A 22,716-nucleotide genomic window follows, 5' to 3' on the forward strand; every position below is an offset into this window, starting at 1 on the left:
ATACTTATTCCAAGACCGGGAGCTTTCAAAAACGAACGGTCTTATTGTGCCTCTCTTCTGAATAAAATGTAATATTAAAAGGCTGTGCCCTACTCTCTGCATATTTGCAAAGAAGGTCACAGCCTTTGAAGGTCAGTAGTCTATTTTTAAAAAGTACGCTTAAATATATTGATTAATCAGGTTTTCGTAGTACTCTTGTCGACCACTAATTTGCTCGGGTTCTCCATTCTCCTCTGCCAACGCTTTCAAATCAGTAAGGCTTAGATCACCCTTTTCAAACTGGGCACCTTTACCACTATCAAACGAAGCGTACCGCTCTTTGCGAAGCTCTTTATAGGGCGATTCCTCCAGAATCTTATGAGCTGTCAGTAATCCACGAGCCAGGATGTCCATACCCCCGATATGTCCGTGGAAGAGATCTTCCAGATCGGTAGAATTACGGCGAATTTTGGCATCAAAATTAATGCCTCCGGTGTCAAAGCCTCCACCTTCGAGGAGGACCAGCATGGCCTGGGTCGTTTCAAAAATGTCAGCAGGAAACTGGTCGGTATCCCAGCCGTTTTGGTAGTCGCCTCGGTTGGCATCTATACTGCCCAGCATACCGGCATCAGCTGCTACCTGGAGTTCATGCTCAAAGGTATGCTTGGCTAAAATAGCGTGGTTGACCTCAATATTGACTTTGAAATCGTCCTGCAGATCGTATTCATTGAGAAATCCGATAACCGTTGCCGTATCGAAATCGTACTGGTGCTTGGTAGGCTCCATCGGCTTGGGTTCAATGAGGAATGTGCCCTCAAAGCCATTTTTCCGGCCATAGTCCTTGGCCATGTGCAGAAACTGTGCCAGGTGATCTCTTTCGCGCTTCATCTTTGTATTCAACAGCGACATATATCCCTCTCTGCCACCCCAGAATACATAGTTCTCTCCTCCCAGTTCAATGGTAGCATCCAGAGCTCGTTTAACCTGTGTAGCAGCGTGGGTCAGTACATTAAAATCCGGATTGGTTGCCGCTCCGTTCATATAGCGTGGATGGCTAAACAGGTTGGCCGTTCCCCAGAGCAACTTAACACCACTTGCCTCCTGCTTCTGTTTGGCATAATCGACGAGGGTCTGCAATCTTTTGTCGGATTCTGCAATAGTATCTGCTTCATCAACCACATCCACATCATGGAAGCAGTAGTAAGGCACTCCCAGCTTGGTAATAAATTCAAAAGCTGCATCCATCTTTGCCTTGGCGCGGTCTACCGGATCCTCATGCTTCATCCAGGGCCACACGCGTGTTCCCGGACCAAAGGGATCTCCACCCTGTTCACAAAGCGTATGCCAATAGGCAACCGCAAAACGAAGGTGTTCTTTCATCGTCTTGTCGCCTACTTTTTGTTCGGCATCGTAATATTTAAAAGCCAGTGGGTTGGTAGAATCTTTTCCTTCAAAAGGTATCTCATCAATATCTGGAAAATAAGTGGTACTGCCTGTTGTAATACTCATAATTTAGGTTGTAATTGGTAATTAAGGATAATTGATCAATGATTTAATTCTTGTTCAAGGGCTTCAATCCAGCGGTTATAGGCATCCTGATACGATTTTTGGAGGTCGGGATCAGGTTGTAAGGTCGCGGATTTTGTCAATCCCTGAAAGGCTTTTTCCCGATCTTCAAAAATGCCCGTACCGATGCCGGCGCCAATGGCAGCTCCTAATGCTCCGCTGCTGTCATATACTTCCACAGACACGCCGGTCGTATTGGTAAATGCCTCTCGGAAGACCTTACTTAAAAACATATTTCCTTTCCCCACCCGGATTGTATCGATTGTTAAGCCCATCTCTCGCATAATCTGCAAACCATAGTTCAGGGAAAACGCAATACCTTCTTGAGCAGCCCGGACAATGTGACCACGGTTGTGGCGGTTAAAATCAATATTTTTAAACTGTGATCCAATCGGCTTTTGCTTGAGTACCCGCTCAGGGCCGTTCCCAAAGGGTAAGATCGTTGCTCCTTCCGCTCCAATGGGAACATGGGCGGCCAGCTCATTCATCTGCTGATAATCAATCTGCCCATCAAAGAGGGTGTTCTTGAGCCAGCTGTTTAGGATGCCGGTCCCATTAATGCAGAGCAAGACTCCGTAACGCGACTGCTGCTCATTATGGTTAACGTGGACGAAGGTATTCACACGGGATTGCTTATCATAAAGCGGCTCATCCGTTACCCCATAAATAACGCCCGATGTACCCGCAGTAGCTGCTGCTTCCCCGGGATGTAATACGTTCAGCGAAAGCGCATTGTTGGGCTGATCACCCGCGCGATATCCTACTGGAATACCGGCTGGCAATCCAAGTTCCTGGGCTGCCTGAGAGGTAAGTTCACCGGATATTGCAAAGTTAGGGTCATACTCCGGGAGTAATTCATCCGAAATATCATAATGATCCAACAGCTTAGAAGCGATGCCCTGGCTTGAGTAATCCCAAAAAATACCTTCTGAAAGCCCTGAAATGGATGTTTTTATTTCACCAGTGAGCTTCATAGCGATAAAATCACCGGGAAGCATTGCTTTGTGGGCTTGTTGGTATATCTCAGGTTCATTCTCTTTGACCCATCGAAGTTTTGAGGCCGTGAAGTTTCCGGGAGAATTCAGATAGTGTTCCAGACAGTAATCCTCTCCCAACGCATCAAAGGCCTTGTTTCCGACCTCCACGGCTCGCCCATCACACCAAATGATAGAAGGGCGCAATACTTTATGATTCTCATCAACCAACACCAATCCATGCATCTGGTAAGCAATACCTATGCCTGCAATGTCCTCAGGATTGGCACTTTCCGTATCCAACACTTCTTTTGTGGCCGTTACGGCATGTTTCCACCAGGTGTTAGGATCCTGTTCAGCCCATCCCGGCTGTGGAGCTTCAATCTCCAGCTCAGTTTGGGGTGAGGTTGCTGAGGCTACTTCCTTGCCGGAATTCACATCAAAAAGCGAAACTTTGATTCCTGAACTCCCAATATCTAATCCCAATAACTGCATAAAAGGGTTAAATTATTTTCTAATTAATTGTAATAAACAGCTAAAAAATCCGGGACTATATACCATCAATTATAGTCGAATTCAAAAAATTATTTATCAATAAACTGTTTTCCTTTAAAAGTTTTCATCAAAAAATACAGGAAAGGAAGAATAATGCAAGAGCCAATTACCAACGCCCAAACCAGCTGAAGCATGGTAGCTTGTGGCGCAACGGCATTATAAAAGGTGAGTGATTCCGTACCGTAACCGACATTAATAACTACCGGATATTGAACCCAAAACCATGCAAGGATAATCAAAATAACCTGGGCTGCTGCGAGTCCTCGTGACAATACAATTTGTGAGTAATGCAAACTCTTCCAAAGAAAGGGTAATATTGCTGTAGCCAGAACTACAGCGGCTATAGCCAACCACGATTCATAGAACAGTTCCAACAGAGATAGATCATTCATCTGGGCTGATATAAACACAAGGGCCCCAACAACTACAGCTGATGCATTAATGCGCTTTGCAGCTTTAATAAATGCTGATTTTTGCTGCTCGTTTTTCGTCTCCCCAATTAAATAAACTGCAGCTAAGAAGGTAAATAAGACCACACAAAAAAGTCCCACAGAGAAAGCAAACAAATTAAACCAAGGAGCAATAAAAGCAGCATAGAAAGTTTCGGCATTGGGATCAATTTTGCCCAATACCATTGCTCCAACAATAACGCCCAGGAAGAGAGGCGTAAGCACGCTCGAAATTTTGAAGATAAAATTATAGACATGGTTGCTTTTATCTTTAATGGCATCATAATGCATATATGTAAAAGCTGTGCCTCTCAGTACGATACCCACCAGCATGATCAGCAGTGGGATATGCAGGTATAACGACATCGTGGAATAAATTTTTGGAAAGCCCATAAATAAAATCACGACGACCAGTATCAACCAAACGTGATTAGCCTCCCATACGGGTCCAATGGCATCAGCTATCTTCTCCCGATCCTCTTCACCCGAAATCAGTTCTAGTACCCCGGCACCAAAATCCGCTCCACCAAAAAGCACATAAAAGATAATAGAGAAACCCAGGAAAAATATGACAATGTCTATCAGCATAATAAAACGTTTGAACGATTATATTTCTACCTCTTCTGCGGTTAGATTTAAACAATCCTGAGTATAGTGTTTCAACCTATTCGAAGCATCAGCATCTGGATTTATTAGTGCCTGCCAACGTTGATACTGGCTCGTGATATATCCACGTTGCGGACCACTACGAGATCCCGGATCAAGGTCCGGGATGACAAGGGAGGATATTTGTGTTTTAAGAGCCATTGATAATTCCTGATTTTTAATTTCTAATTAGCGCTTGCCGATTCGTAGCGTTCAGACAGGGTGATAATCTGTCGCCGCATGAGCCATATTAAAATAGCCGTCAACAGCAAATATAATGCTGTAAAGAGATAGAACGGGTACTGGAGTCCCGGCATTGAAGAAACCGCATCTTTGGTCTTCATTATGCCATAGATAATCCAGGGCTGCCGCCCGACTTCAGTGACGGTCCACCCTGCTTCTACAGCAATGAATCCCAAAGGCATACAAAGACCAACGATCCATAAAAACCAGCGTTGAAACAGTACCTCCCTCCTCTTCCAATACAAATAAAGGTAAACCATCCCTACCGCCATCATAACAAATCCGGCGCCGACCATAATTTGAAAAGCGATATGTGTTATAAGAACGGGTGGCCATTCATCCCTGGGAAACTGGTCGAGGCCAATAACCTCGGCATTAAAATCGCCATGGGCCAGGAAGCTCAGCATATTCGGTATTTCGATAGCGTAGTGCACCTCTTCTGCTTCTTCATCAGGAATGCCCCCAATAATCAGCGGAGCCGGTTGTGAGGTTTTAAAATGCCCCTCCATGGCCGCCAGTTTAGCAGGCTGACGTTCGGCTACGTCTTTAGCTGAATAATCGCCACTTAGCGGTTGTACAATTGCTGCTATGGCTCCAACAGCCAGCGCTATTTTCATGGCCTTGCGATGAAACAGGTTATTACGATCTTTAAGTAATAGTAACGCATGAAGCCCGGCCGCGGCAAAACCGGTAGCGACAAAAGCGGCTATGGTCATATGCAACGCCTGCGAAAACCAGGCATCATTAAACATAGCTGCTACCGGATCGATGTTGATGGCCTGACCATTGACCCAATCAAAACCGGCAGGACTGTTCATCCACGCATTGGCTGCAACCACAAAAATTCCCGAAGCAACGCCGGAAAGCCCAACCACAATACCGGTCCCCCAGTGTACCCAGGGCCTTAGTTTATCCCATCCATAGAGAAACAGCCCCAACGCAATTGCTTCCACAAAAAAGGCCGTGCCTTCCCAGGAAAATGGCATACCGAAAATAGGTCCGGCATGTTCCATAAAGGTCGGCCACAGAAGGCCTAACTCAAACGAGAGTACGGTCCCTGAAACAGCACCCGTGGCAAAGAAAATAGCGACTCCCTTCGACCATGCTTTGGCCAAATCCTGATAGACCTGTTCGCCGGTTCTAATCCATTTATATTCGGCAATAGCCATCAAAAAAGGCATGGCAATGCCAATACAGGCAAAAATAATGTGGAAGCCGAGAGAAACGGCCATCTGAAGACGGGCAGCAAGAAGATCTTCCATAAATACAGCGACATTGGTTAACACTGTTAACTGCTTGAAACCAACTAAGTTAGTATGAAGAATATATGAACGAAGAAAAAATGTTACTTCTTTTTATATCCATTGTTATTAAACGATCAGCCTAAATTCCCTTGCTTTACGAATATTTATCGTTATAATTAAAACTCTTCTAAATAAATATTATTTATTTGGGATACACTCATCAACCTTAATTAAATCAAGAGGTATTATGATAAAAGTAAGAGAAGTGGCTATCGGAGTACTTACACTGGCAGCCTTCATCATCTCATCATGTAGTGAATCTTATGTTAATTCATCAACACCTGAAGAGAATTCACCATCAACAGTAACGGCCCAAACGCAAGGCCTGAGCAGTATTCAAAGCCTTCAGGGTGAACGCAATATAAACCTTGACGGGATGGATAGCATGGAGGATATTAACCAGAAGTTGGCTGAACGGGGATTAAACGTCCGCCTTGCTTATGCCGAAACGGTAACCCAGAAACAGGGAGCGGAAACGGCTGCCGGACAGACGATCTATGCCAATGACCGACAGAAACGTCTGACTGCCCAATGGGTACCGGACGATGATCGCCGTAATGCAGATGGAAATAACCTTACCTATCTAACGTACGGTCCCTTTGCTCCGGCTAATTTTGGCACTGCCGATCAGCTGGATGGAGAACCTGCCATTGATGCATCGATGGATACGTGGAATAATGTAAAGAAAAATGCCAAGCTCAATATTCTAAGACGGGAAGATACGGGAGTTAACCCCAGCGCTATTTTAGGTGGCGATCCCTTCCTGGCCGATATTACGGAGTTTGGTTTTGTACCGGGACTTTTCTTTGAGCTTTTTGTGGGTCCGGGCTCCAGCAGTAATGTACTGGGCGTTACGTTTACCTTTGTCTTCATTGATGATGCCGGCAATCCGACGGACATCAACAACGATGGCTATGAGGATACCGCCCTAAAAGAAGTCTGGTATAATGATGATTTCTTATGGACCGACACCGGGAATACGGCCGATGCTATTGACATCGAGACAGTAGCTCTTCACGAAAATGGCCATGCCCTGGGCTTTGGTCACTTTGGCAAAATTTCTGTTACCGACAGTAATAATAAGCTGCATGTGTCGCCCCGAGCCGTGATGAATGCTATTATCCTGGGGACCCAACACGACCTGCTGGGAACCGACAAAGCTTCTTATAATAGTGTTTATGGAAACTGGCCGAAGAATTAATCCTGTTTGTACGGATTCTTAATATTCAAGCCTCTTTCTCATCATGGGAAAGGGGCTTTTCTAATCCATTTATTTTTTGAAGTGGCTGATGAAGAACAAATTTATACAAAAAAAGCAATGCCGATAGTGCCTGGTTTTGAGCAGCAACTGCCACCTGACGTTCTTCAGCCAAATAATTTAGGTAAGCAATCACTTCCGGCTCCGCCATTTCTTGCGGATGGCTGAGGCTGTGAAATTGAACGTATCGCTTAACCCAGTCTGCATAGGCTTGCTCTGTACTGTAGCTATAATTTTGTCTCCTGACCTCTGTCCGTAACTTGCTCAGCAATCGTGATTTCCCCATCATTCTCCTCTTTTTACTCAGGTTTACATAGGTAAGTCCCTTTTTGAAGGAAATCCTTACAAAAAAATATTATATCAACCTGTTATCGAAACGCTATGTGTGATAATATCACCAGATAATGCATTATTTGGATTTATATGGAATTTTCAAGAGTATTATCGCATGCTCCTTGATATAATTATAGGTTAGGTAGCTTTATAATTTAAAATAAGATCATCAGTGACAACAATTCAGAAAAACCACTTTGTTTTGTAATAATGCCAATAAGTGACCCAGATAAATATGAAGAAGGTCATTTTAATAGAGTATATGAACATTTAATAGAACCAGCATGTCTACAAGCGGGCTTTAGGGTTTTAAGAGCAGATAATATTAATTCAACCCATCATATTGTACTAGAGATACTCGATCAGATTGTTAATGCCGAAATGGTTTTGTGTGATTTGAGTAGCACAAATCCTAATGTGTTGTATGAATTAGGCATAAGACAAGCCTTTAATAAACCTGTAACCATTATAAAAGATGATGTAACTCCAAGAATATTTGACATCCAGGGGATTAGAGATATTGAATACGATTCAACTTTGAGAATAGATACTGTTGAGGATTTACGGAAAGAAATATCAGTCGCCTTAGAAAACAACTCAAAAAGTAATCAAAAAGGAATTAATTCATTGATTGAGTTATTAGGGATAAGAGCAGCCAAAGTTTCATCTTCGGTGGAGATTTCAGAAGAGTCAAAATTAATCCTTAGTTCCATGGATGATATACATAAAAGGCTATCTAGTCTGGAAGAAAATTTTAGAATTACGAGGTTCAGGACTGCTCAGAAAAACGATATTATTGATCATCTTGATATGGAATCTGATATAACTTATGTAGTTGGTGATGAAATAATTCATGATGACTTTGGTAAAGGAAAAATCTTAAACTTACAGCATAAAAAAAGAACCGGGCCTGCAGGTGTAGTTGAATTCGAAGATAAAGGTAGAAAAACTTTACTTCTCAGACATAATAAAATTAAACCAGCTACCTAACCTATATATGGCCTCCAATGTCAATAGGCTATAGCAATTCCGGGCAAGAAAAATATCTCCTCGCCCCCGATGCGTCGGGGCCACTTTTTTGGCTTTTTAGCTCTTCGTTCATTATTTATCAATTCAACATTCATTAGCGTGTAGCTTATATACAGCCTATGTAGCCGTGCTACTTCGGCGTAGTAGTCCGCCATGTCGTTAGGTTGCAAATCAAAATATTCAAGACAAAATGCCAAATATTTTTACTATTCATTTAAGCTCAGGTTTCAGACCCGATTTGTTTTCGGAAGGCCCTCCTAGCTTAAAAGCTCTAAACAGTATTGAAGAAGAACTTAAAGACAATTTTCTGGATATCAGTTCATTCGAAAAAGCAGGAGTTCTGTTAGATACAGTTAAACCAACAGGCTCTGGGCAACTTCCTTTATTTAAGAAGTTTGGAAATTTGTTGACTCCTGATTTAGTAATATTAGCTGTAACAGCCCTTAGAGCTGGAGGCAGAAGACATGCAGAAATAATAGAGAGAGGTGAAAGACCCTCAAGGAAGAAGCTTCAAAGAATTCGTCATAAAGAAGAAACGAAACTTATTAAGTTGATCGAATTCATGGTTCCAAGCCTTATTCAGGGAATTAAAGAAAGATCTCCAAATACAAATATTGTCCTTTTTTCGACTAGATTTAACGATCAATTAGCTCGAATTTGCTCAAATAGAGATACCTTTTTTGCGGGGGGATTGTCAACTGATTTAATTCTCTCAACATGCAAAGGATTGCTAAGCAATAACTTAAAAGCCAATGAAACTGTAGTAAGGACTATTGAATTTCCTCCTGAATTCATACAAGCTGGGGTTTCCATATTAAGCTACTTTGGAAATTATATTCAAAATGAATATCAAAACGACAATCTCAAAGTTGCAATCCAACAAGAAAATGATACTATTTCTTTGATTATTGAAACTCCTGATGGGGAAATCAAAGAAAAAATTGAAAGAAGTTTTGCAGACTATCGTAAAGTCCTTCAAGGTGAAATGAAACCAGAGCAATTCGTAAGCGATAAACTCAAACAAGTTGAACTCAAAAATCAATTAAGAATTGCAGCTTTACAAGTTGAACAAAAAAATGAATTGCTTGAACTATCACGTCAACAAAGCCAAAGAGATCGAAAACGCATTGATAAACTTGAATCTAGAGTTGATGATTTATCATCAATGGTTGAGAAATCTTTTGAGCAAACATTAGAAGAAAAGCAAAGTCTTGTTAATACCCTTCAAAACCTCATTAACAAGTCTGATTCAACAATAAAAAACTCATTACAGATAATTAAAGATCAGTTAGAAAAGGGAGAAGATGAATTAGATAATCAAAAATTCAAAGAAGCATTGGCAAATATTCGTGCCAAAGATCCTGATATGTTTACAACACTATTTAATTTAATGATTAAAGAACCGTTGACAGGTTCCTTTGGGAGTTTCATTTATAACGTCCTTATTAATTTAGCAGGCAGTTTGCCTAAATAGTTTGTAACCTAACCCGCGATTAACTCGGACACACCTCGCGAATTCTCTGCCACTCTTGGTTTTAAAGTTCATCTTTCGTTAGTTGCTAATTCAACATTTCATCGCGTGCAGCTTATGCGCAAGGTCGTTAGGTTTCTCTAAAAATAGTACTAAATATGGAATGGGATTTTACATCTAAAACAATAGAGAGTTGGTCTGATTTAGACAATCTCGATATTGATCAAGAGCTTTATCTTTTTCGGGGTCAGTCAAAGTACTGTTGGGATCTGGAAACTACAATAGAAAGAGCTTTTCATCGGAATTCAGTTGACAGAACATTTTATATCAATCACGAACATTGGATGCTTTATGAATTTAAAAGAAGGGCTCATCTATACCTTAGTTATGAACCTGATCAAGATGACTTAATTAGTTGGTTCGCTCAAATGCAGCATTTTGGTGCACCAACACGCTTACTAGATTTCACTCATTCTTTATATATCGCTTCTTACTTTGCTTTGATTAATGGAAATGATAATGCTGCAATCTGGGGAATAAGAGAGCCTTGGATCAGAAACTCTTCTATAAAGTATGCTTCGAAATTTCAGGACAAATTAAACTTTTCCGAATTAGATTTCGAAGATCTCTCTTCGTATGGATTAAGAGATGACCAAATTAGATATTCCAATAATTTTGGCAACTCTTATATAAAGCAGATTCATAAGGATCATAAGCCCGGTCAAGTAGATACAGATGGTTCTTGTTTGAATGGACTATTAATGGTAGAACCAAATAAACAGATTGAAAGACTTGCTAAACAACAAGGAGTTTTTCTTATGCCATTGGATATAAGAAAAACTTTTCAAGAAAATTTGGTTAACCAATTTTTAAATACCTATTCGGCAGAATCTAATAAACGAGTTAAAAATGTTGTCATCAAAATCCTTATTAAAAAAGAAGCCAGAGATGAAATTTTAGAAAAGCTAAAAGAAATAAATATAACTGCTGAGCTTCTATTTCCTGGTATAGAAGGATTTGCAAAATCTTTAGAACACTTGGTTATGGTAAGGAGCCGAGAAACCTAACCCGCCTTTAGATTACCCTACCGAGTTGAGATGTGCAAAAAGGTCTCTCATATTAAAAATACCAGCACGGCGGGAAACAGGCTAGCCCGCGCATCAGGCCTCGAGCCTAACACTTGACAAAGTCATAGCATTCAAGCGGACTCCCGTATGACGGGGCTCAGCACCTCGCCCCCGATGCGTCGGGGCCACTTTTTTGGCTTTTTAGCTTTCGGTTCGTTATTTATCAATTCAACATTCATTCGCGTGTAGCTTATGTACAGCCTACGTAGCCGTGCCTACTTCGGCGTAATAATCCGCAATGTCGCCAGGTGTACAAACAACATCAATCAACGTAAATTTGTAGTGGCAGTTGAGTTGCTATCTGGTCGAAGTCTTTATCATTGTGTAGCAGCTCCACTTCATGTTCGATGCACCAACTTCCAATTAGCATATCTACCGTTTTTCGAATTGTTACGCCTTTCGACCGAAGAAAACGAAAATTAGATGCTGCTTTTATAGCCAGAGATTTTCCTCCGAGATGAACGCAGTCTAATGGATCAAGCGCTTGTTTGGCCAATCTAAACTCTTTGTCGCTATCGAAACCTTGTAGAATTTCGGTGAGGATAATATCTCCCAGGAGAACTGATTGCTCAGAAAGAACCTGGTCAAGGCTTTCGGTTTGCTGGTTTTCTATGCCATTGAAATAATCAACCCATACGCTGGTATCTACTAAAATCACTTCTCGTCAGTCCTCATATCATCTAAATCACCTTTCCAGTGCAATTTCCCGCGCAAGTCTTTGATATTTTCCTGCTTTTTACGCTGGACTAATAATTTCAAGCCTTCTTCCACAGCAGCTTTTTTTGTTTTCAATCGACTCACCTTCAAGGCTTCATCCATCAAGTCGTCATCGATCACTACATTCGTTCGCATAATTGTACCGACTTAGTTAATGTGTATTTTTTATCAATTTATACACATAACTGCTCAAATCCTAACTTTATTGTACACCTAACCGGCGCATACCCTTAGCAAACAGTCAAATAAACGTTTTAAAAACGGTGACTAAGATGCACCTTTCCCGCAAATGGAGTCATTCCATTTAACAAATCCCGATAAAGAGGTGGTTTTAGGCAATGTTACCTGCTCTGTTTGCTGTAGTCGTCCAGTCGGTTTGCAATAGTACTCACCTCGTTGGAAAACGATTCCGTGCTCTCGTATTCGTGCTCGCCTTGCCGGTATCGACTGTACAGATCCAGCCGGCGGCTGCTCACATCAATTGCCAAAAGCAAATGAGATGGATCAGGTTTGTCCCTGTCATAACATTGTGTAATCTCCTTCATGGGCATCCTCATAGGGTTCGTTCGTAGTGGAACAACCAAGGTGACCTCTTCTGTGAAGAACGTCAACCTTGAGGGTGCCCTAAGCGGACACGCCTCCCTCCTGCGCTAAAGGCCCACTACGCAATGTCGTTAGGTCTTTTACATACCCCCGCATTTCCATTTCTTAATTTATCTGGAATAAACGCTATAAGATTATCAATCAGTAAAATTCCTCGTTTCCATTTGATGGCTTTATATTAATTTGTATAACAGTTATTTGATTTTCTTATATTAATAGTAATGGAAATTAAAAAACTAACAAATAGCGAAGACATCAATATTGATCATATACACCTTAAAGGTTTTAAGGTGTATGAGGTGGGCAGTGATATAGACGGACTTCCTTTTTATGGACGGAAAGATTTCTATAAAATCTGTTTGCATAATGGCAACAGTATAATTCGTTATGCAGACAAAGAGATTGAAATTAACGCCACTACCCTGTTTTTTGGCACTCCCCACACCCCATACTCCTGGGAAGTTATTTCTGCTACTGGTAACAGCTATGCCTGCCTTTTTAGTGAAGAGTTCCTTAAAAACAGAAGTCACCCCAAAAGCCTTGAGCAATCTCCTTTGTTTGATGTAGAAGCAAGCCCCGTCTATTCCTTAAATGAAGAACAAGCAACCTCCATTACTGATCTGTTCCAGAAAATGCTGGCAGAACAAAACCAGACATATCATTATAAAAATGAGGTCATTCGCAGCTATGTTAATTTAATTATCCATGAGTCACTAAAAATGCAGCCCTCCGGCTCTTTATCTAATCATCATAATGCTGCCTCCCGAATCACCTCACTATTTCTTGAATTATTGGAACGTCAATTCCCCATCGAATCTCCACACCACCCACTACAGCTGAACGCTCCGACCGATTACGCAGAAAAGCTAAATGTCCATGTCAATCATTTAAATCGTTCGGTTAAGGAAGTTACTGGTCAATCAACCAGCAAACATATTTCCGAGCGAATTATCGTTGAGGCTAAAGCTCTGTTGAAGCATACCGACTGTAATGTATCTGATATTGCCTATGCCCTGGGCTTTGAATACTCAACGTATTTCAGCAATTATTTTAAGCGGAACACCGGAACAACGCCTACCTCGGTTCGACAAATCGAAACTGTTTGATAATCTTATCTATTTGTTTGATATCCTTTATTAAAAAAAGGTGCTGACACATACTTTTGTAATGCATTGAGTTGACACGAAGTATAAATATCAAACAAAAGTTTAAGAGTATGTTAGAATCAGTGACATTTAAAAACAGGACATGGGACGTAGCAGCCAACCTGCACCTCCCGGAAGACTTTGACGAGAACAAAGAATATGCAGCTATTGTCTGTGTTCATCCAGGTAGCAGTTGTAAGGAGCAGACAGCTGGAATCTATGCAGAAAAGCTTGCTGAACTTGGATATGTGGCCATTGCATTTGATGCCTCTTTTCAAGGAGAAAGTGGAGGGGAACCCCGATACATCGAGGATCCGGCCACTCGAGTAGAAGATGTGCGCTGTGCTGTAGATTACCTTACAACACTCGATTATGTTGAAAATTATCGCATTGGCGTATTGGGTGTTTGTGCAGGCGGTGGGTATGCCGCAAATGCAGCAATGACAGAACGACGAATTAAAGCAGTGGGCACTGTTGTTCCTGCTAATCTTGGCAGAACATATCGCGAAGGTGATGGTTCTCCCGATGCTGCTATAAAAACATTAAAAGCCGTTAGCCAACAGCGTACGGTTGAAGCCAATGGTGCTGAACCTAATATCACAAACTGGATCCCTAATTCTCCAGAAGAAAGAGAAGAAGCGGGTATAACAGATATAGATATTGTAGAAGCTGTTAAATACTATTGCACACCGAGAGGCCAACATCCCAACTCTCCTAACAAGTTACGTTTTACCAGCATGGATGCTGTGCTTGCCTTTGATGCTTTTCACTTAGCAGAACAGTTGCTGACGCAGCCTTTGCAAATCGTAATCGGTAATGTTCCAGGAGGTTTTGGTTCATACCGGGATGGCTTTGACCTTTATAACCGCGCAGCTTCCAATAATAAGGATCTGCTTGTTGTTGAGGGTGCAAGCCACTATGACTTATATGATCAACCGGAATATGTAAACCAAGCTGTTGAGCAATTAGAATCTTTCTTTGGTGAAAACCTCTAAGTGAGGCATTTCCCTAAATCCTAACTTTCATTTAATGCTGGTAGTTATCTGCCAGCATTCTTTTTTATAAAATTTTTTGCCTCTTAGTAAAAGGCCTAACCCCTTCAAAAAGGAAGATGTCAATTCCCCAGCTGGCGGACCCGCCTCCATCAGCATCTTATTATTTCAAAGAATCCTATTGAGCCGATGTATAAGTACAGAGGCTAAAGAAATATTACTTATCCCCATCTTTATCTTTACTTTTAACCGGATTATAATAAAGCGTAACGGGCTTTCCTTTGGACTCGCTTAGGGTGTAAAAGCCGTGTCTTTGGGGATCAATGGCAATAGCCTCTTCCTGGGGACCGGTTCCATAGGGAACCACTTCCCTGGGTTTATTGGACAGCATCTCCGCAATAGACTCTCCGGCCTCACGCCTCCAGATAAAGATCTGAGGAAGTGTTTTTAGCAAGAGCGTCTGCCCGTCAGCCGACAAATCTCCGCCCGCAAATTGGGCAAACGGTAGTTTCCCAACAAATTCCACCGTGTCGGTTGTTGTAGTAGATTGTGGATAGGTGTACCGGTATACTCGGTCTTGGGTCTCCTGCCTGGTGACGATATACAGATCCCGCGTTGCCGGATCAATAAATAAGGTTTCCGCATCGTGACTTCCATCCGGATAGACGAACCGAAGTTCTTCGACCTCCGTCACGATTTTGCTTTTGCCTCCCTTGCCCGATTCGGTGGGATCAGCCGGTTCTTTCAGACGATAAATAACATAATCGAAATAAAGCGTATAGTTATCACCGATGTCACCAATATACAGGTAGTTGATGTTGGGCTGGGGCCCGGGGCCCGAGGCTATATCCTCCCAGTCACGATTTGTGGTTCCCTGCAGGTGATACTCCGCCCGAAACGTCCCGTTTCGCTGGAATAAAAAGAGACGAGCCTCTCCCCCGCTGTCGTTATGGGTCCATAGCAAATTGGGATTTCCCCGATGCACCACCAGTCCCGAGGCTTCATCTATTTCCCTATTCTTGATGGGACCAATGCCCATAGCTCGGCCATAGCTATGATCTTCCTCAACAGTGACCCCATGGGTTTCTCCTGAATTCTTACTGCCCGGAGAACATCCCCCCATGGCCAGCAATACGACAAGTAATATTGCCCAAAACCTAAAAGAGCCAAAGAACGGAGCATATTTTTTTCTAAAATATATACAAACTGTATTTCCTACGATATCAAACTGCTGAAACACGAGGTATCTGAAGTTTTTATGGTTCATTTTTTACACCTAATACTCGGCTTAAGTTGAGGCACCTAACGATAGGTTTATGGCTTCCATTCTGTAACCTTAACCAGAAAATATATACTTCCTTGGACTAATAATGTTCTCCAATAAGAGTTGGTATTACTTATCAATTATAATGTTGAGAGATAGATGAATCCGGTACAAATAGCCCCAAGGGAAATGGACCGTAACCTTCAACTAAAGCTATGGGCGACACTGACTCTTGCCTGTCTCTAATTTATTAATTAACCTTTCGTCATCTTAATACTCTGACAACTGCACCACATAAACATTACTCCTTATGTCAAAAATATTAGTGACCTCCAGCCGAATCTTATTGGGTTTAATTTTTCTGATATTCGGCTTAAATGGTTTTTACACCTTTATACCCGTGCCAGAATTTCATCCCTTCATGGAAATACTTGTTTCAAGTGGATATATCTATATTATTAAAACATTTGAAGTGGTAGCCGGCCTCCTATTGTTAAGTAACAGGTTTATGCCTTTAGCTTTAGCCCTTTTGAGCCCAATTGTTGTTAACATTATTGCCTATCACATCTTTTTAGATTCCCGCAACTGGTTTATTGCACCATTACTTTTGCTACTGACTGGGATATTAGTATTCCATTATTGGCACTATTTTAGATCCATATTTTCTTTTAAAGCGGAAATAAATGCAGGCTAATCAGCAATAAAAGCGTTCGGACGCTAAAACATACAGTCCACCCCATCCAACAGCATATGAATGAGTAGCCCCAGGCCCACCAGATGAATAATTCCTTGGCCTGATTGATGGCTTAGTGTTTCACCCTTGGATTTCAATAAAAGAGGAATAAGGAACATCAGGCCGTAGAGAATAATGGCAGGTGTGGTGTGCAGCGGATGGAACCCAATAGAGCATCGCTCAGGATCGTAAATCGGGTCGGCCAGCAAGTGATCAAGGTCCACAACCATCGTTACGATAAGGATAAACGTAGCCTTCACCCAGTACCTGCGATAAAACAGCAGAGCCACGCCCAGCGGAACTAAGAAATGTAAGCCAATGTGTAGCATAGATAGATGTCATGATTTCTTTTAAGCCCCCAAACATAACATTTTTTGCGAATCAATGGTGGGGTACGGTAAATTAAGTGTATTGATTAATTATAATAGCCGATTGTAAGGCTGGTAAGTTTTTATAGCAACCCAAAAATGGAACAACTAATGTTTATTTCCTTGATCCAAAAGGCTTAAAAAAGATCTAGGGCCCACTACGCCGAAGTAGCATAGCTACGTAGGCTGTACTGAAAATTTCTTAGCGGCGCTCATGGCCTTCATGCTGTATAAATTCAATGGTCTTTCTTTGGTTTTAACCTCTAATTAAAGTTTAACCGGTATGAATTTATACGGTCCCACTTCGCCCCATTCGCTTTCCTCCGCCAACAAATTCAAGGCCAAGGGTCTTATCTAAAGACACAAGTGTTTTTCAGTCCCTCGGCCTATGAATACAGTGCGTTAGCTAAAGGAGAATCCACAGCCGGTGACATTTTTGATCCCTAAATAATAAAGACATAGCATTGCTTACCTATGGTGCAGCTGTTTCCTTCATCTGCTTTACAAAAAACATTAAGATCGACATGTACTGATCACCTGAAGAGATCAAAATTAAAATGCGATGAATTGCGATTACTTCGTCTATTTAGATATTTTAAGAAATAATTCTCAGCGAATTCAGACTGTATTGAAAATGAATATTTGTATTGCACAAACGCGACCGGAACCCGGAGATATCGCTCAAAACATCCGAAATCATGAATCCATATTAGGTCTGGCAGCGGCTTACCAGGCTGACTATGTCTTTTTCCCGGAATTATCGCTGACCGGATATGAACCTGAACGTGCTGAGCAGCTGGCGACCACCAAAGACGATTCCCGACTGGATGTCTTCCAGTCTATTAGTAATACGCAGCAGCTGACTATTGGCTTAGGTTTGCCTATAGCTGATCCTGAAGGCGTATCAATTGGCATGGTTATTTTTCAGGCGGAAAAAGAGCGGCAAACTTATCGCAAGCAACATCTGCATGCGGATGAAGAACCTTATTTTATCAGTGACTCTGTGTCCAGTGATCAGCTGGAGGGTCTCCCTGGTATTGCCCTGGCCATTTGTTATGAAATATCAGTACCGGAACATGCTCAACAAGCTCATGCCTCCGGTGCAGAAACGTACGTCGCCAGTGTCGCTAAAGTTGCATCAGGCGTCGGAGAAGCCAACCAGGTGTTACCAAATACAGCCCAAGAGTACGGAATGAATGTATTTATGGCGAACTGCATCGGTCCCTGCGATGGATCGACCGGAGCTGGCCAGTCGGCCGTTTGGAATGCTAAGGGACAAAAGATAGGCGGGCTCAATGATGTAGATGAGGGAATCATCCTCATGAATACCGAGACGCAGGACTGTATCGTTAAAACAATACGATAACCCGAATTCACCTTGCCTCCTGCTAAATTTTAAACTACCATTCTATATCATCAAGAAAATCCTAATTCCGTTTCCCATAATGACCTATTTGCTGTTACTTTATTTCTCTCTGTTTTCTTTCACGACCGCACCTCCGGATCATCAAATTGAAGTTACACAGCTGGAAGAGAACGTGTACCTCTATGAATCCTTTGCCACTTACCAGGGGCAGCTTATTTCAGCAAACGGACTGGTACTGGTATCCGGCAACGAAGTGGCTCTCATTGATACACCCTGGGATGAGTCCCAAACCCGCCAACTACTAAACTGGATTGACGATAAGATCGATAAACCCGTTGCCTTTGCAGTCATCACCCACGCCCACCAAGATCGTATTGGCGGCATAGATGTGCTTAAAACCAACCACATACCAACAGTTAGCGGAGAGCTTACCGCCACCCAAGCTGTACAAAACGGCTATGCCCAACCGGATGCTTCCTTTCAATCGGATACCCTTTTAACATACGGGCAAGCATCCATCGACATGTTTTATCCGGGTCCTGGCCACACTGTTGACAATACCGTGGTCTATCTCAATGATCGGGATATCCTGTATGGAGGATGTTTCATCAAAAGTGCGCAGGCCCAGTCGCTGGGTAACCTGGCAGATGCTTATGTACAAGACTGGTCCCAAAGTCTGGCTCGAGTTAAGGAACGATATCCAGAGAGAAAGCTGGTCATCCCCGGACATGGAAAATGGACGCCGGGTGCTATTGAAAATACGCTTAACCTTTTATTGAAAGCAGAATAACCGGCTATTTATGGAACAAATTACCATGCTGCGGGTTATGAACTTCTTTAAAGATTAGTTAGAAATGCAGACACCATGAACCTCCGAAATGCTTTCATCGCTGGAGCGGCGAAATCGGGTACAACAACCCTTTATTACCTGTTGGAACAGCATCCTGAAGTTGCTGTTCCAGCCGTTAAAGAGCCCAATTATTTTAGCAATATCGACAATAATGAAGATCCGGTAAAAGCCGGGACTGGTCCGGGAGACGACAGTACTGTTTGGACCCGCAGCCAGCAAGAGTATCACAATCTATATCGCCCAAGTGATAAACATACCGTTAAGCTGGATGCTTCGGTGTCGTATCTGTATAGTACTACAGCCGCCGAGCAAATTGCCACCTACGATCCGGATAGCCGCATCATCATCGTACTTAGAAATCCCACTGAGCGGGCCTTTTCTCATTACAAACACTTACTGCGTGATGGGCGTGAAACGGAACCCTTTGAAGAGGCTTTGGCCCTAGAACAATCGCGCATTGACAAAGGATGGGAATTTTCCTGGCACCTCACCGCTATGGGGATGTACAGTCAGCAGATACAGCGATACCTCGATCACTTTGACGCCGAACAGCTTCATATCATCACGCTGAAGGACATCAAAAATGATCTTCCGGACGTTATCTCGGATATTACAGATTTTCTTGGATTGTCCCCTTTTGAATACGATCTTGAACGCCAGGAACGAAATGCCTCCGGGGTAGCCCGCAGCTGGATACTTTCCAGAATGGTGAACTGGGTGTTGGGCTACAAAGCTACCATAAACAAAATTATACCGCCCAAGCTCAGTCATAAAGCACTTCAGTTGTTCAGATCCTTTAACATCAAAAAAGGCAATTTGGAAATTTCAGAGGACACCAGGCGTGAACTGGCGACTACCTTCAAGGAGGATATCAATAAAACAGAATCACTGATCGGTCGTAGCCTCAAAGGCTGGCTTAATGATTAAAATATCCCAATGAGTACCATTTATATCAACGGACATTGCCTATTGCAACGCGTTACCGGCGTGGAACGCTATGCGCGGGAAATCATCAAAGGCTTTGACCGGGGCGGATATCCATATCAAATTATTAAGCCGTCGGGATTCTGGGGATCCGGTAAGTTAGGCCGTAACCTGTGGCAGCAGATGGTCTTACCGCGGCAAAAGCAGCCTGATGATATTCTGTGGTCCCCGGCTAATAATGGACCAATTTATGCTCGAAATCATGTTATTACGCTCCACGATATGGCCGTTTTTCCGCATCCGGAGTGGTTCTCAACGGCCTACGCCACCTGGAAGCGCACGCTTGTTCCCCGCATAGCAAAAAGAGCCAAAGGCATCTTAACGGTATCAGAATTTTCCAAAAGCATCATCAGTAATCATTTGGATATCGATCCCCAAAAGATTAAAGTCGTATATAATGGGGTCAACACCGATCGGTTTAGTCCTGCCACCGAGGCCGACATTAAAAGTTTGCGCGATAAATATGATCTACCCTCCAATTACCTGCTTACCCTCGGCTCGCTCGATCCCCGGAAGAACTTTAAGCGAACGGTGGAAGCCTGGAACCAGAGTCGAAAAGAAGAAGGGTTAAAAGATTATGTATTAGCTATTGCCGGAGCAACTAATGCCAATTTTAGCGATCTGGATGTGGATTTTGACAACGATTCCATCAAGAGGCTCGGGTATGTGGATGATGAGGATCTTTCGGCCCTCTATTCGGGAGCAGTCGGCTTTTTGCTTCCCTCCCTCTTCGAAGGGTTTGGGCTCCCGGTCGTTGAAGCCATGGCCTGCGGAACCCCGGTTATCACTTCCAACACGACGGCCCTCGATGAAGTTGCGGGCGAAGCGGCCCTCAAAGTTGATCCGACAGATGTACAATCGATCAAAAAAGGTATTTTAGAACTCATCCATTCACCTGATTTACAGGATAAACTGACTGACCTTGGATTGAAACGCATTCCGAACTTTAGCTGGGATAAAGCCGCAGAAAATATTTATCATTACCTACAAGGAACATAACGCTTTATAAGGACCCTATTTCCCTAACCCCTCCTCAGCAGTTGTTGACCTGAAATACCCTTTCCTTTTAGGCCTTCATCAGCTCATTTTAGAGTGTCAGGTATTTATATCCTGGAGCTTCAAAGTTCCTATAGAATTAGTATATATGTTGTCTCACCGAGATTAAGTTTCTTTGCAAGAATTAGATAAAAACCAATAGCTTCATTTTATTGAAGTAGTTGACTTAATAAATTACTAAAGAAGCTGATACAACGATTGTCTCTGTTTATTTAACAGCACCTTTAAATCTATGGCTTTAAATTGGAAAGACTTGTTTAAGCTGTTTCTGATAGGTCCTATGGTCATAGGTTTGTTCGGCTGTGTTTCCCAGACAAAGACGGTTTCCAATCCCGTAGCATCACCCCCTGACTTTTCAGCTGCCGGCACACAGGAAGTACCTGAACGATGGTGGACCGTATTTGATAATCAGCAACTAAACCAGACCGTTGAAAAAGCTCTTTCATCCAACTTTAATTTGAAGTCTGCCTGGCAACGCCTAAAAGCTTCCCAAGCAATAGCGGATCGCCAGTCAGCAGCTTTACTCCCAAGCCTTGAAGCTTCAGCCCGGGGAGAAACGACCGAAAGTCAGTCTAATGTAGAAGATGATGAAAGTTTTGAGTTAGGGCTGACGGCGGTCTATGAACTGGATTTGTGGGGTAGCATCCGCTCCAGCGCCGAGGCAGAAGAATATCGGGCGCGAGCCTCCCTGGCTGACTATCAGACGGCAGGCTTGTCACTTTCGGCAGAAATAGTTCGTACCTGGTACCAGATTGCAGCAGCCAAGAACCAACGATCGCTTGTTGAGAGCCAGGTTAAAACAAATCGTCAGGTACTGGGTTTACTCAAAAACCGTCTGGGTATTGGCCAGGTGCAAGGCGTTGATATCCTGCGACAGGAACGATTACTGGAATCTACCTTACAACAAAAGAGCATCGTTGAGTCACGAATACAAGTTTTAGAACATCAGCTGGCCGTCCTGCTCGGGGAGTCACCCCAAAAAGATCTTTCAACCTCAGCCGAGCATTTGCCAGACTTGCCTCCCCTGCCCGAGACTGGTCTCTCTACAGAGCTGGTTCGCAGAAGGCCCGACGTGCGCAGTGCTTTTAATTTGCTACAGGCTGCCGACCGCGACCTTGCTTCCGCCATCAGCAATCAATATCCGCGGCTCACACTGACGGCCTCGGCCTCATCAGCTGCGGAAAATGCCAACAACTTATTTGAAGACTGGGCGCTTTCTTTTGCAGGCAATCTTTTGGCACCTATTTTTTACGGAGGGGAATTAAGTGCTGAAGTGGATCGCACCGAAGCTATAAAAAGACAGCGGCTGTATGAGTATGGACAAGCAATCCTGACTGCTTTCCAGGAAGTAGAGGATGCTTTAATTCGTGAAGAAAAACAGAAAGAAAGTATTGAGAGTCTCCAAGAGCAGGTCAGCTTATCCGTGCAAGCCTATGAACGGTTGCAGAATCAATATTTTAATGGCACCAGTAACTACCTGGATGTACTCACGGCCCTCGATGAAGTGCAGCAGCTTCGGCGCGACCTTCTTACTGCGCAGCTTACATTGATTGAATATCGGGTAGCATTATACCGGGCGCTGGCTGGCTCATTTAAAATAGAACAAGAGTCGCGGGAATGATCTCTTAAGAATAAAATGTATAATAATATAAGTAGGCCCCGATACATCCTGATATCCATAAGGGGTTAAAACAAGCAATAACAC

At 42.8% G+C, this 22,716-nt stretch carries 24 protein-coding genes; 12 read left to right on the forward strand and 12 right to left on the reverse strand.

Features of this window, described 5'->3' with window-relative positions; genetic code table 11:
• Positions 1-159: 159 nt before the first annotated feature.
• The 5 genes from xylA to J6I44_RS05910 form a co-directional block, all read right to left on the reverse strand.
• Positions 160-1,488, reverse strand: coding sequence for a xylose isomerase (xylA, locus tag J6I44_RS05890; protein WP_265765081.1), 1,329 nt, complete (start codon positions 1,486-1,488; stop codon positions 160-162).
• Between the two features lie 35 nt (positions 1,489-1,523).
• Complete coding sequence (locus tag J6I44_RS05895) at positions 1,524-3,014, reverse strand: xylulokinase (RefSeq protein WP_265765082.1); 1,491 nt, start codon at positions 3,012-3,014, stop codon at positions 1,524-1,526.
• Between the two features lie 89 nt (positions 3,015-3,103).
• Positions 3,104-4,111, reverse strand: coding sequence for a cytochrome d ubiquinol oxidase subunit II (locus J6I44_RS05900; protein WP_265765083.1), 1,008 nt, complete (start codon positions 4,109-4,111; stop codon positions 3,104-3,106).
• Between the two features lie 18 nt (positions 4,112-4,129).
• On the reverse strand, positions 4,130-4,330 hold the full coding sequence (locus J6I44_RS05905) for a hypothetical protein (RefSeq protein WP_265765084.1): 201 nt from the start codon (positions 4,328-4,330) through the stop codon (positions 4,130-4,132).
• Positions 4,331-4,353: 23 nt separating this feature from the next.
• Positions 4,354-5,673: a cytochrome ubiquinol oxidase subunit I gene (locus tag J6I44_RS05910; protein ID WP_265765085.1), complete on the reverse strand. Its 1,320-nt coding sequence runs from the start codon at positions 5,671-5,673 to the stop codon at positions 4,354-4,356.
• Positions 5,674-5,902: 229 nt separating this feature from the next.
• On the opposite strand from J6I44_RS05910, the gene J6I44_RS05915 reads away from it, so the two are divergent.
• Positions 5,903-6,916: a zinc metalloprotease gene (locus J6I44_RS05915; RefSeq protein WP_265765086.1), complete on the forward strand. Its 1,014-nt coding sequence runs from the start codon at positions 5,903-5,905 to the stop codon at positions 6,914-6,916.
• A gap of 25 nt (positions 6,917-6,941) precedes the next feature.
• Here J6I44_RS05915 and J6I44_RS05920 read toward each other — a convergent pair whose 3' ends face one another.
• Complete coding sequence (locus J6I44_RS05920) at positions 6,942-7,262, reverse strand: site-specific integrase (protein ID WP_265765087.1); 321 nt, start codon at positions 7,260-7,262, stop codon at positions 6,942-6,944.
• A gap of 254 nt (positions 7,263-7,516) precedes the next feature.
• On the opposite strand from J6I44_RS05920, the gene J6I44_RS05925 reads away from it, so the two are divergent.
• A complete protein-coding gene (locus J6I44_RS05925) occupies positions 7,517-8,296 on the forward strand; it encodes a hypothetical protein (RefSeq protein WP_265765088.1) in 780 nt (259 codons plus the stop codon).
• Positions 8,297-8,316: 20 nt separating this feature from the next.
• On the opposite strand, the gene J6I44_RS05930 is transcribed toward J6I44_RS05925, so the two are convergent.
• Positions 8,317-8,490: a hypothetical protein gene (locus J6I44_RS05930; RefSeq protein WP_265765089.1), complete on the reverse strand. Its 174-nt coding sequence runs from the start codon at positions 8,488-8,490 to the stop codon at positions 8,317-8,319.
• Between the two features lie 35 nt (positions 8,491-8,525).
• On the opposite strand from J6I44_RS05930, the gene J6I44_RS05935 reads away from it, so the two are divergent.
• Both J6I44_RS05935 and J6I44_RS05940 read left to right on the forward strand, forming a co-directional pair.
• On the forward strand, positions 8,526-9,809 hold the full coding sequence (locus J6I44_RS05935; RefSeq protein WP_265765090.1) for a hypothetical protein: 1,284 nt from the start codon (positions 8,526-8,528) through the stop codon (positions 9,807-9,809).
• Positions 9,810-9,964: 155 nt separating this feature from the next.
• Complete coding sequence (locus tag J6I44_RS05940) at positions 9,965-10,873, forward strand: FRG domain-containing protein (RefSeq protein WP_265765091.1); 909 nt, start codon at positions 9,965-9,967, stop codon at positions 10,871-10,873.
• A gap of 322 nt (positions 10,874-11,195) precedes the next feature.
• Here J6I44_RS05940 and vapC read toward each other — a convergent pair whose 3' ends face one another.
• The 3 genes from vapC to J6I44_RS05955 form a co-directional block, all read right to left on the reverse strand.
• A complete protein-coding gene (vapC, locus tag J6I44_RS05945) occupies positions 11,196-11,591 on the reverse strand; it encodes a type II toxin-antitoxin system VapC family toxin (RefSeq protein ID WP_265765093.1) in 396 nt (131 codons plus the stop codon).
• A complete protein-coding gene (locus tag J6I44_RS05950; RefSeq protein WP_265765094.1) occupies positions 11,588-11,785 on the reverse strand; it encodes a type II toxin-antitoxin system VapB family antitoxin in 198 nt (65 codons plus the stop codon). Before J6I44_RS05950 ends, vapC begins: the two co-directional genes overlap by 4 nt.
• Positions 11,786-11,991: 206 nt before the next feature.
• Complete coding sequence (locus J6I44_RS05955; RefSeq protein ID WP_265765095.1) at positions 11,992-12,195, reverse strand: hypothetical protein; 204 nt, start codon at positions 12,193-12,195, stop codon at positions 11,992-11,994.
• A 279-nt stretch (positions 12,196-12,474) separates the two neighbouring features.
• Here J6I44_RS05955 and J6I44_RS05960 point away from each other — a divergent pair, with 279 nt between their 5' ends.
• Together J6I44_RS05960 and J6I44_RS05965 are read left to right on the forward strand one after the other, a co-directional pair.
• A complete protein-coding gene (locus J6I44_RS05960) occupies positions 12,475-13,359 on the forward strand; it encodes a helix-turn-helix domain-containing protein (protein WP_265765096.1) in 885 nt (294 codons plus the stop codon).
• A gap of 110 nt (positions 13,360-13,469) precedes the next feature.
• Positions 13,470-14,393, forward strand: a complete 924-nt coding sequence (locus tag J6I44_RS05965) for an alpha/beta hydrolase (protein WP_265765097.1) — start codon at positions 13,470-13,472, stop codon at positions 14,391-14,393.
• Between the two features lie 214 nt (positions 14,394-14,607).
• On the opposite strand, the gene J6I44_RS05970 is transcribed toward J6I44_RS05965, so the two are convergent.
• Positions 14,608-15,657, reverse strand: a complete 1,050-nt coding sequence (locus tag J6I44_RS05970; RefSeq protein WP_265765098.1) for a hypothetical protein — start codon at positions 15,655-15,657, stop codon at positions 14,608-14,610.
• 307 nt (positions 15,658-15,964) lie between these two features.
• On the opposite strand from J6I44_RS05970, the gene J6I44_RS05975 reads away from it, so the two are divergent.
• Positions 15,965-16,348: a hypothetical protein gene (locus tag J6I44_RS05975; RefSeq protein WP_265765099.1), complete on the forward strand. Its 384-nt coding sequence runs from the start codon at positions 15,965-15,967 to the stop codon at positions 16,346-16,348.
• Positions 16,349-16,371: 23 nt separating this feature from the next.
• Here J6I44_RS05975 and J6I44_RS05980 read toward each other — a convergent pair whose 3' ends face one another.
• Positions 16,372-16,716, reverse strand: a complete 345-nt coding sequence (locus tag J6I44_RS05980; protein ID WP_265765100.1) for a DUF6122 family protein — start codon at positions 16,714-16,716, stop codon at positions 16,372-16,374.
• Between the two features lie 673 nt (positions 16,717-17,389).
• Here J6I44_RS05980 and J6I44_RS05985 point away from each other — a divergent pair.
• From J6I44_RS05985 to J6I44_RS06005, 5 genes are all read left to right on the forward strand, one after another.
• The gene (locus tag J6I44_RS05985) at positions 17,390-18,121 is read left to right on the forward strand and encodes a carbon-nitrogen hydrolase family protein (protein ID WP_265765101.1); all 732 of its coding nucleotides are present in this window, start codon (positions 17,390-17,392) and stop codon (positions 18,119-18,121) included.
• Between the two features lie 79 nt (positions 18,122-18,200).
• Complete coding sequence (bla, locus tag J6I44_RS05990; RefSeq protein WP_265765102.1) at positions 18,201-18,911, forward strand: subclass B1 metallo-beta-lactamase; 711 nt, start codon at positions 18,201-18,203, stop codon at positions 18,909-18,911.
• A gap of 75 nt (positions 18,912-18,986) precedes the next feature.
• Positions 18,987-19,898: a sulfotransferase domain-containing protein gene (locus J6I44_RS05995; protein WP_265765103.1), complete on the forward strand. Its 912-nt coding sequence runs from the start codon at positions 18,987-18,989 to the stop codon at positions 19,896-19,898.
• 9 nt (positions 19,899-19,907) lie between these two features.
• A complete protein-coding gene (locus J6I44_RS06000) occupies positions 19,908-20,954 on the forward strand; it encodes a glycosyltransferase family 4 protein (protein ID WP_265765104.1) in 1,047 nt (348 codons plus the stop codon).
• A gap of 289 nt (positions 20,955-21,243) precedes the next feature.
• The gene (locus J6I44_RS06005; protein WP_265765105.1) at positions 21,244-22,632 is read left to right on the forward strand and encodes an efflux transporter outer membrane subunit; all 1,389 of its coding nucleotides are present in this window, start codon (positions 21,244-21,246) and stop codon (positions 22,630-22,632) included.
• Positions 22,633-22,716 lie beyond the last annotated feature (84 nt).

The sequence above is a fragment of the Fodinibius salsisoli genome (assembly GCF_026229185.1).
GTDB lineage: Bacteria > Bacteroidota > Rhodothermia > Balneolales > Balneolaceae > Fodinibius > Fodinibius salsisoli.

What these genes read in the sequence shown, in the direction of transcription:
- J6I44_RS05995 (WP_265765103.1), top strand. Translation starts at nt 18,987, where the DNA reads ATGAACCTCCGAAATGCTTTCATCGCTGGAGCGGCGAAATCGGGTACA.
- J6I44_RS05915 (WP_265765086.1), top strand. Translation starts at nt 5,903, where the DNA reads ATGATAAAAGTAAGAGAAGTGGCTATCGGAGTACTTACACTGGCAGCC.
- J6I44_RS05935 (WP_265765090.1), top strand. Translation starts at nt 8,526, where the DNA reads ATGCCAAATATTTTTACTATTCATTTAAGCTCAGGTTTCAGACCCGAT.
- bla (WP_265765102.1), top strand. Translation starts at nt 18,201, where the DNA reads ATGACCTATTTGCTGTTACTTTATTTCTCTCTGTTTTCTTTCACGACC.
- J6I44_RS05955 (WP_265765095.1), bottom strand. Translation starts at nt 12,195, where the DNA reads ATGAAGGAGATTACACAATGTTATGACAGGGACAAACCTGATCCATCT.
- J6I44_RS05975 (WP_265765099.1), top strand. Translation starts at nt 15,965, where the DNA reads ATGTCAAAAATATTAGTGACCTCCAGCCGAATCTTATTGGGTTTAATT.
- J6I44_RS05900 (WP_265765083.1), bottom strand. Translation starts at nt 4,111, where the DNA reads ATGCTGATAGACATTGTCATATTTTTCCTGGGTTTCTCTATTATCTTT.
- J6I44_RS06005 (WP_265765105.1), top strand. Translation starts at nt 21,244, where the DNA reads ATGGCTTTAAATTGGAAAGACTTGTTTAAGCTGTTTCTGATAGGTCCT.
- J6I44_RS05920 (WP_265765087.1), bottom strand. Translation starts at nt 7,262, where the DNA reads ATGATGGGGAAATCACGATTGCTGAGCAAGTTACGGACAGAGGTCAGG.
- J6I44_RS05960 (WP_265765096.1), top strand. Translation starts at nt 12,475, where the DNA reads ATGGAAATTAAAAAACTAACAAATAGCGAAGACATCAATATTGATCAT.
- xylA (WP_265765081.1), bottom strand. Translation starts at nt 1,488, where the DNA reads ATGAGTATTACAACAGGCAGTACCACTTATTTTCCAGATATTGATGAG.
- J6I44_RS06000 (WP_265765104.1), top strand. Translation starts at nt 19,908, where the DNA reads ATGAGTACCATTTATATCAACGGACATTGCCTATTGCAACGCGTTACC.
- J6I44_RS05925 (WP_265765088.1), top strand. Translation starts at nt 7,517, where the DNA reads ATGCCAATAAGTGACCCAGATAAATATGAAGAAGGTCATTTTAATAGA.
- J6I44_RS05980 (WP_265765100.1), bottom strand. Translation starts at nt 16,716, where the DNA reads ATGCTACACATTGGCTTACATTTCTTAGTTCCGCTGGGCGTGGCTCTG.
- J6I44_RS05905 (WP_265765084.1), bottom strand. Translation starts at nt 4,330, where the DNA reads ATGGCTCTTAAAACACAAATATCCTCCCTTGTCATCCCGGACCTTGAT.
- J6I44_RS05895 (WP_265765082.1), bottom strand. Translation starts at nt 3,014, where the DNA reads ATGCAGTTATTGGGATTAGATATTGGGAGTTCAGGAATCAAAGTTTCG.
- J6I44_RS05950 (WP_265765094.1), bottom strand. Translation starts at nt 11,785, where the DNA reads ATGCGAACGAATGTAGTGATCGATGACGACTTGATGGATGAAGCCTTG.
- J6I44_RS05940 (WP_265765091.1), top strand. Translation starts at nt 9,965, where the DNA reads ATGGAATGGGATTTTACATCTAAAACAATAGAGAGTTGGTCTGATTTA.
- J6I44_RS05965 (WP_265765097.1), top strand. Translation starts at nt 13,470, where the DNA reads ATGTTAGAATCAGTGACATTTAAAAACAGGACATGGGACGTAGCAGCC.
- J6I44_RS05930 (WP_265765089.1), bottom strand. Translation starts at nt 8,490, where the DNA reads ATGGCGGACTACTACGCCGAAGTAGCACGGCTACATAGGCTGTATATA.
- J6I44_RS05970 (WP_265765098.1), bottom strand. Translation starts at nt 15,657, where the DNA reads ATGAACCATAAAAACTTCAGATACCTCGTGTTTCAGCAGTTTGATATC.
- J6I44_RS05910 (WP_265765085.1), bottom strand. Translation starts at nt 5,673, where the DNA reads ATGGAAGATCTTCTTGCTGCCCGTCTTCAGATGGCCGTTTCTCTCGGC.
- J6I44_RS05985 (WP_265765101.1), top strand. Translation starts at nt 17,390, where the DNA reads ATGAATATTTGTATTGCACAAACGCGACCGGAACCCGGAGATATCGCT.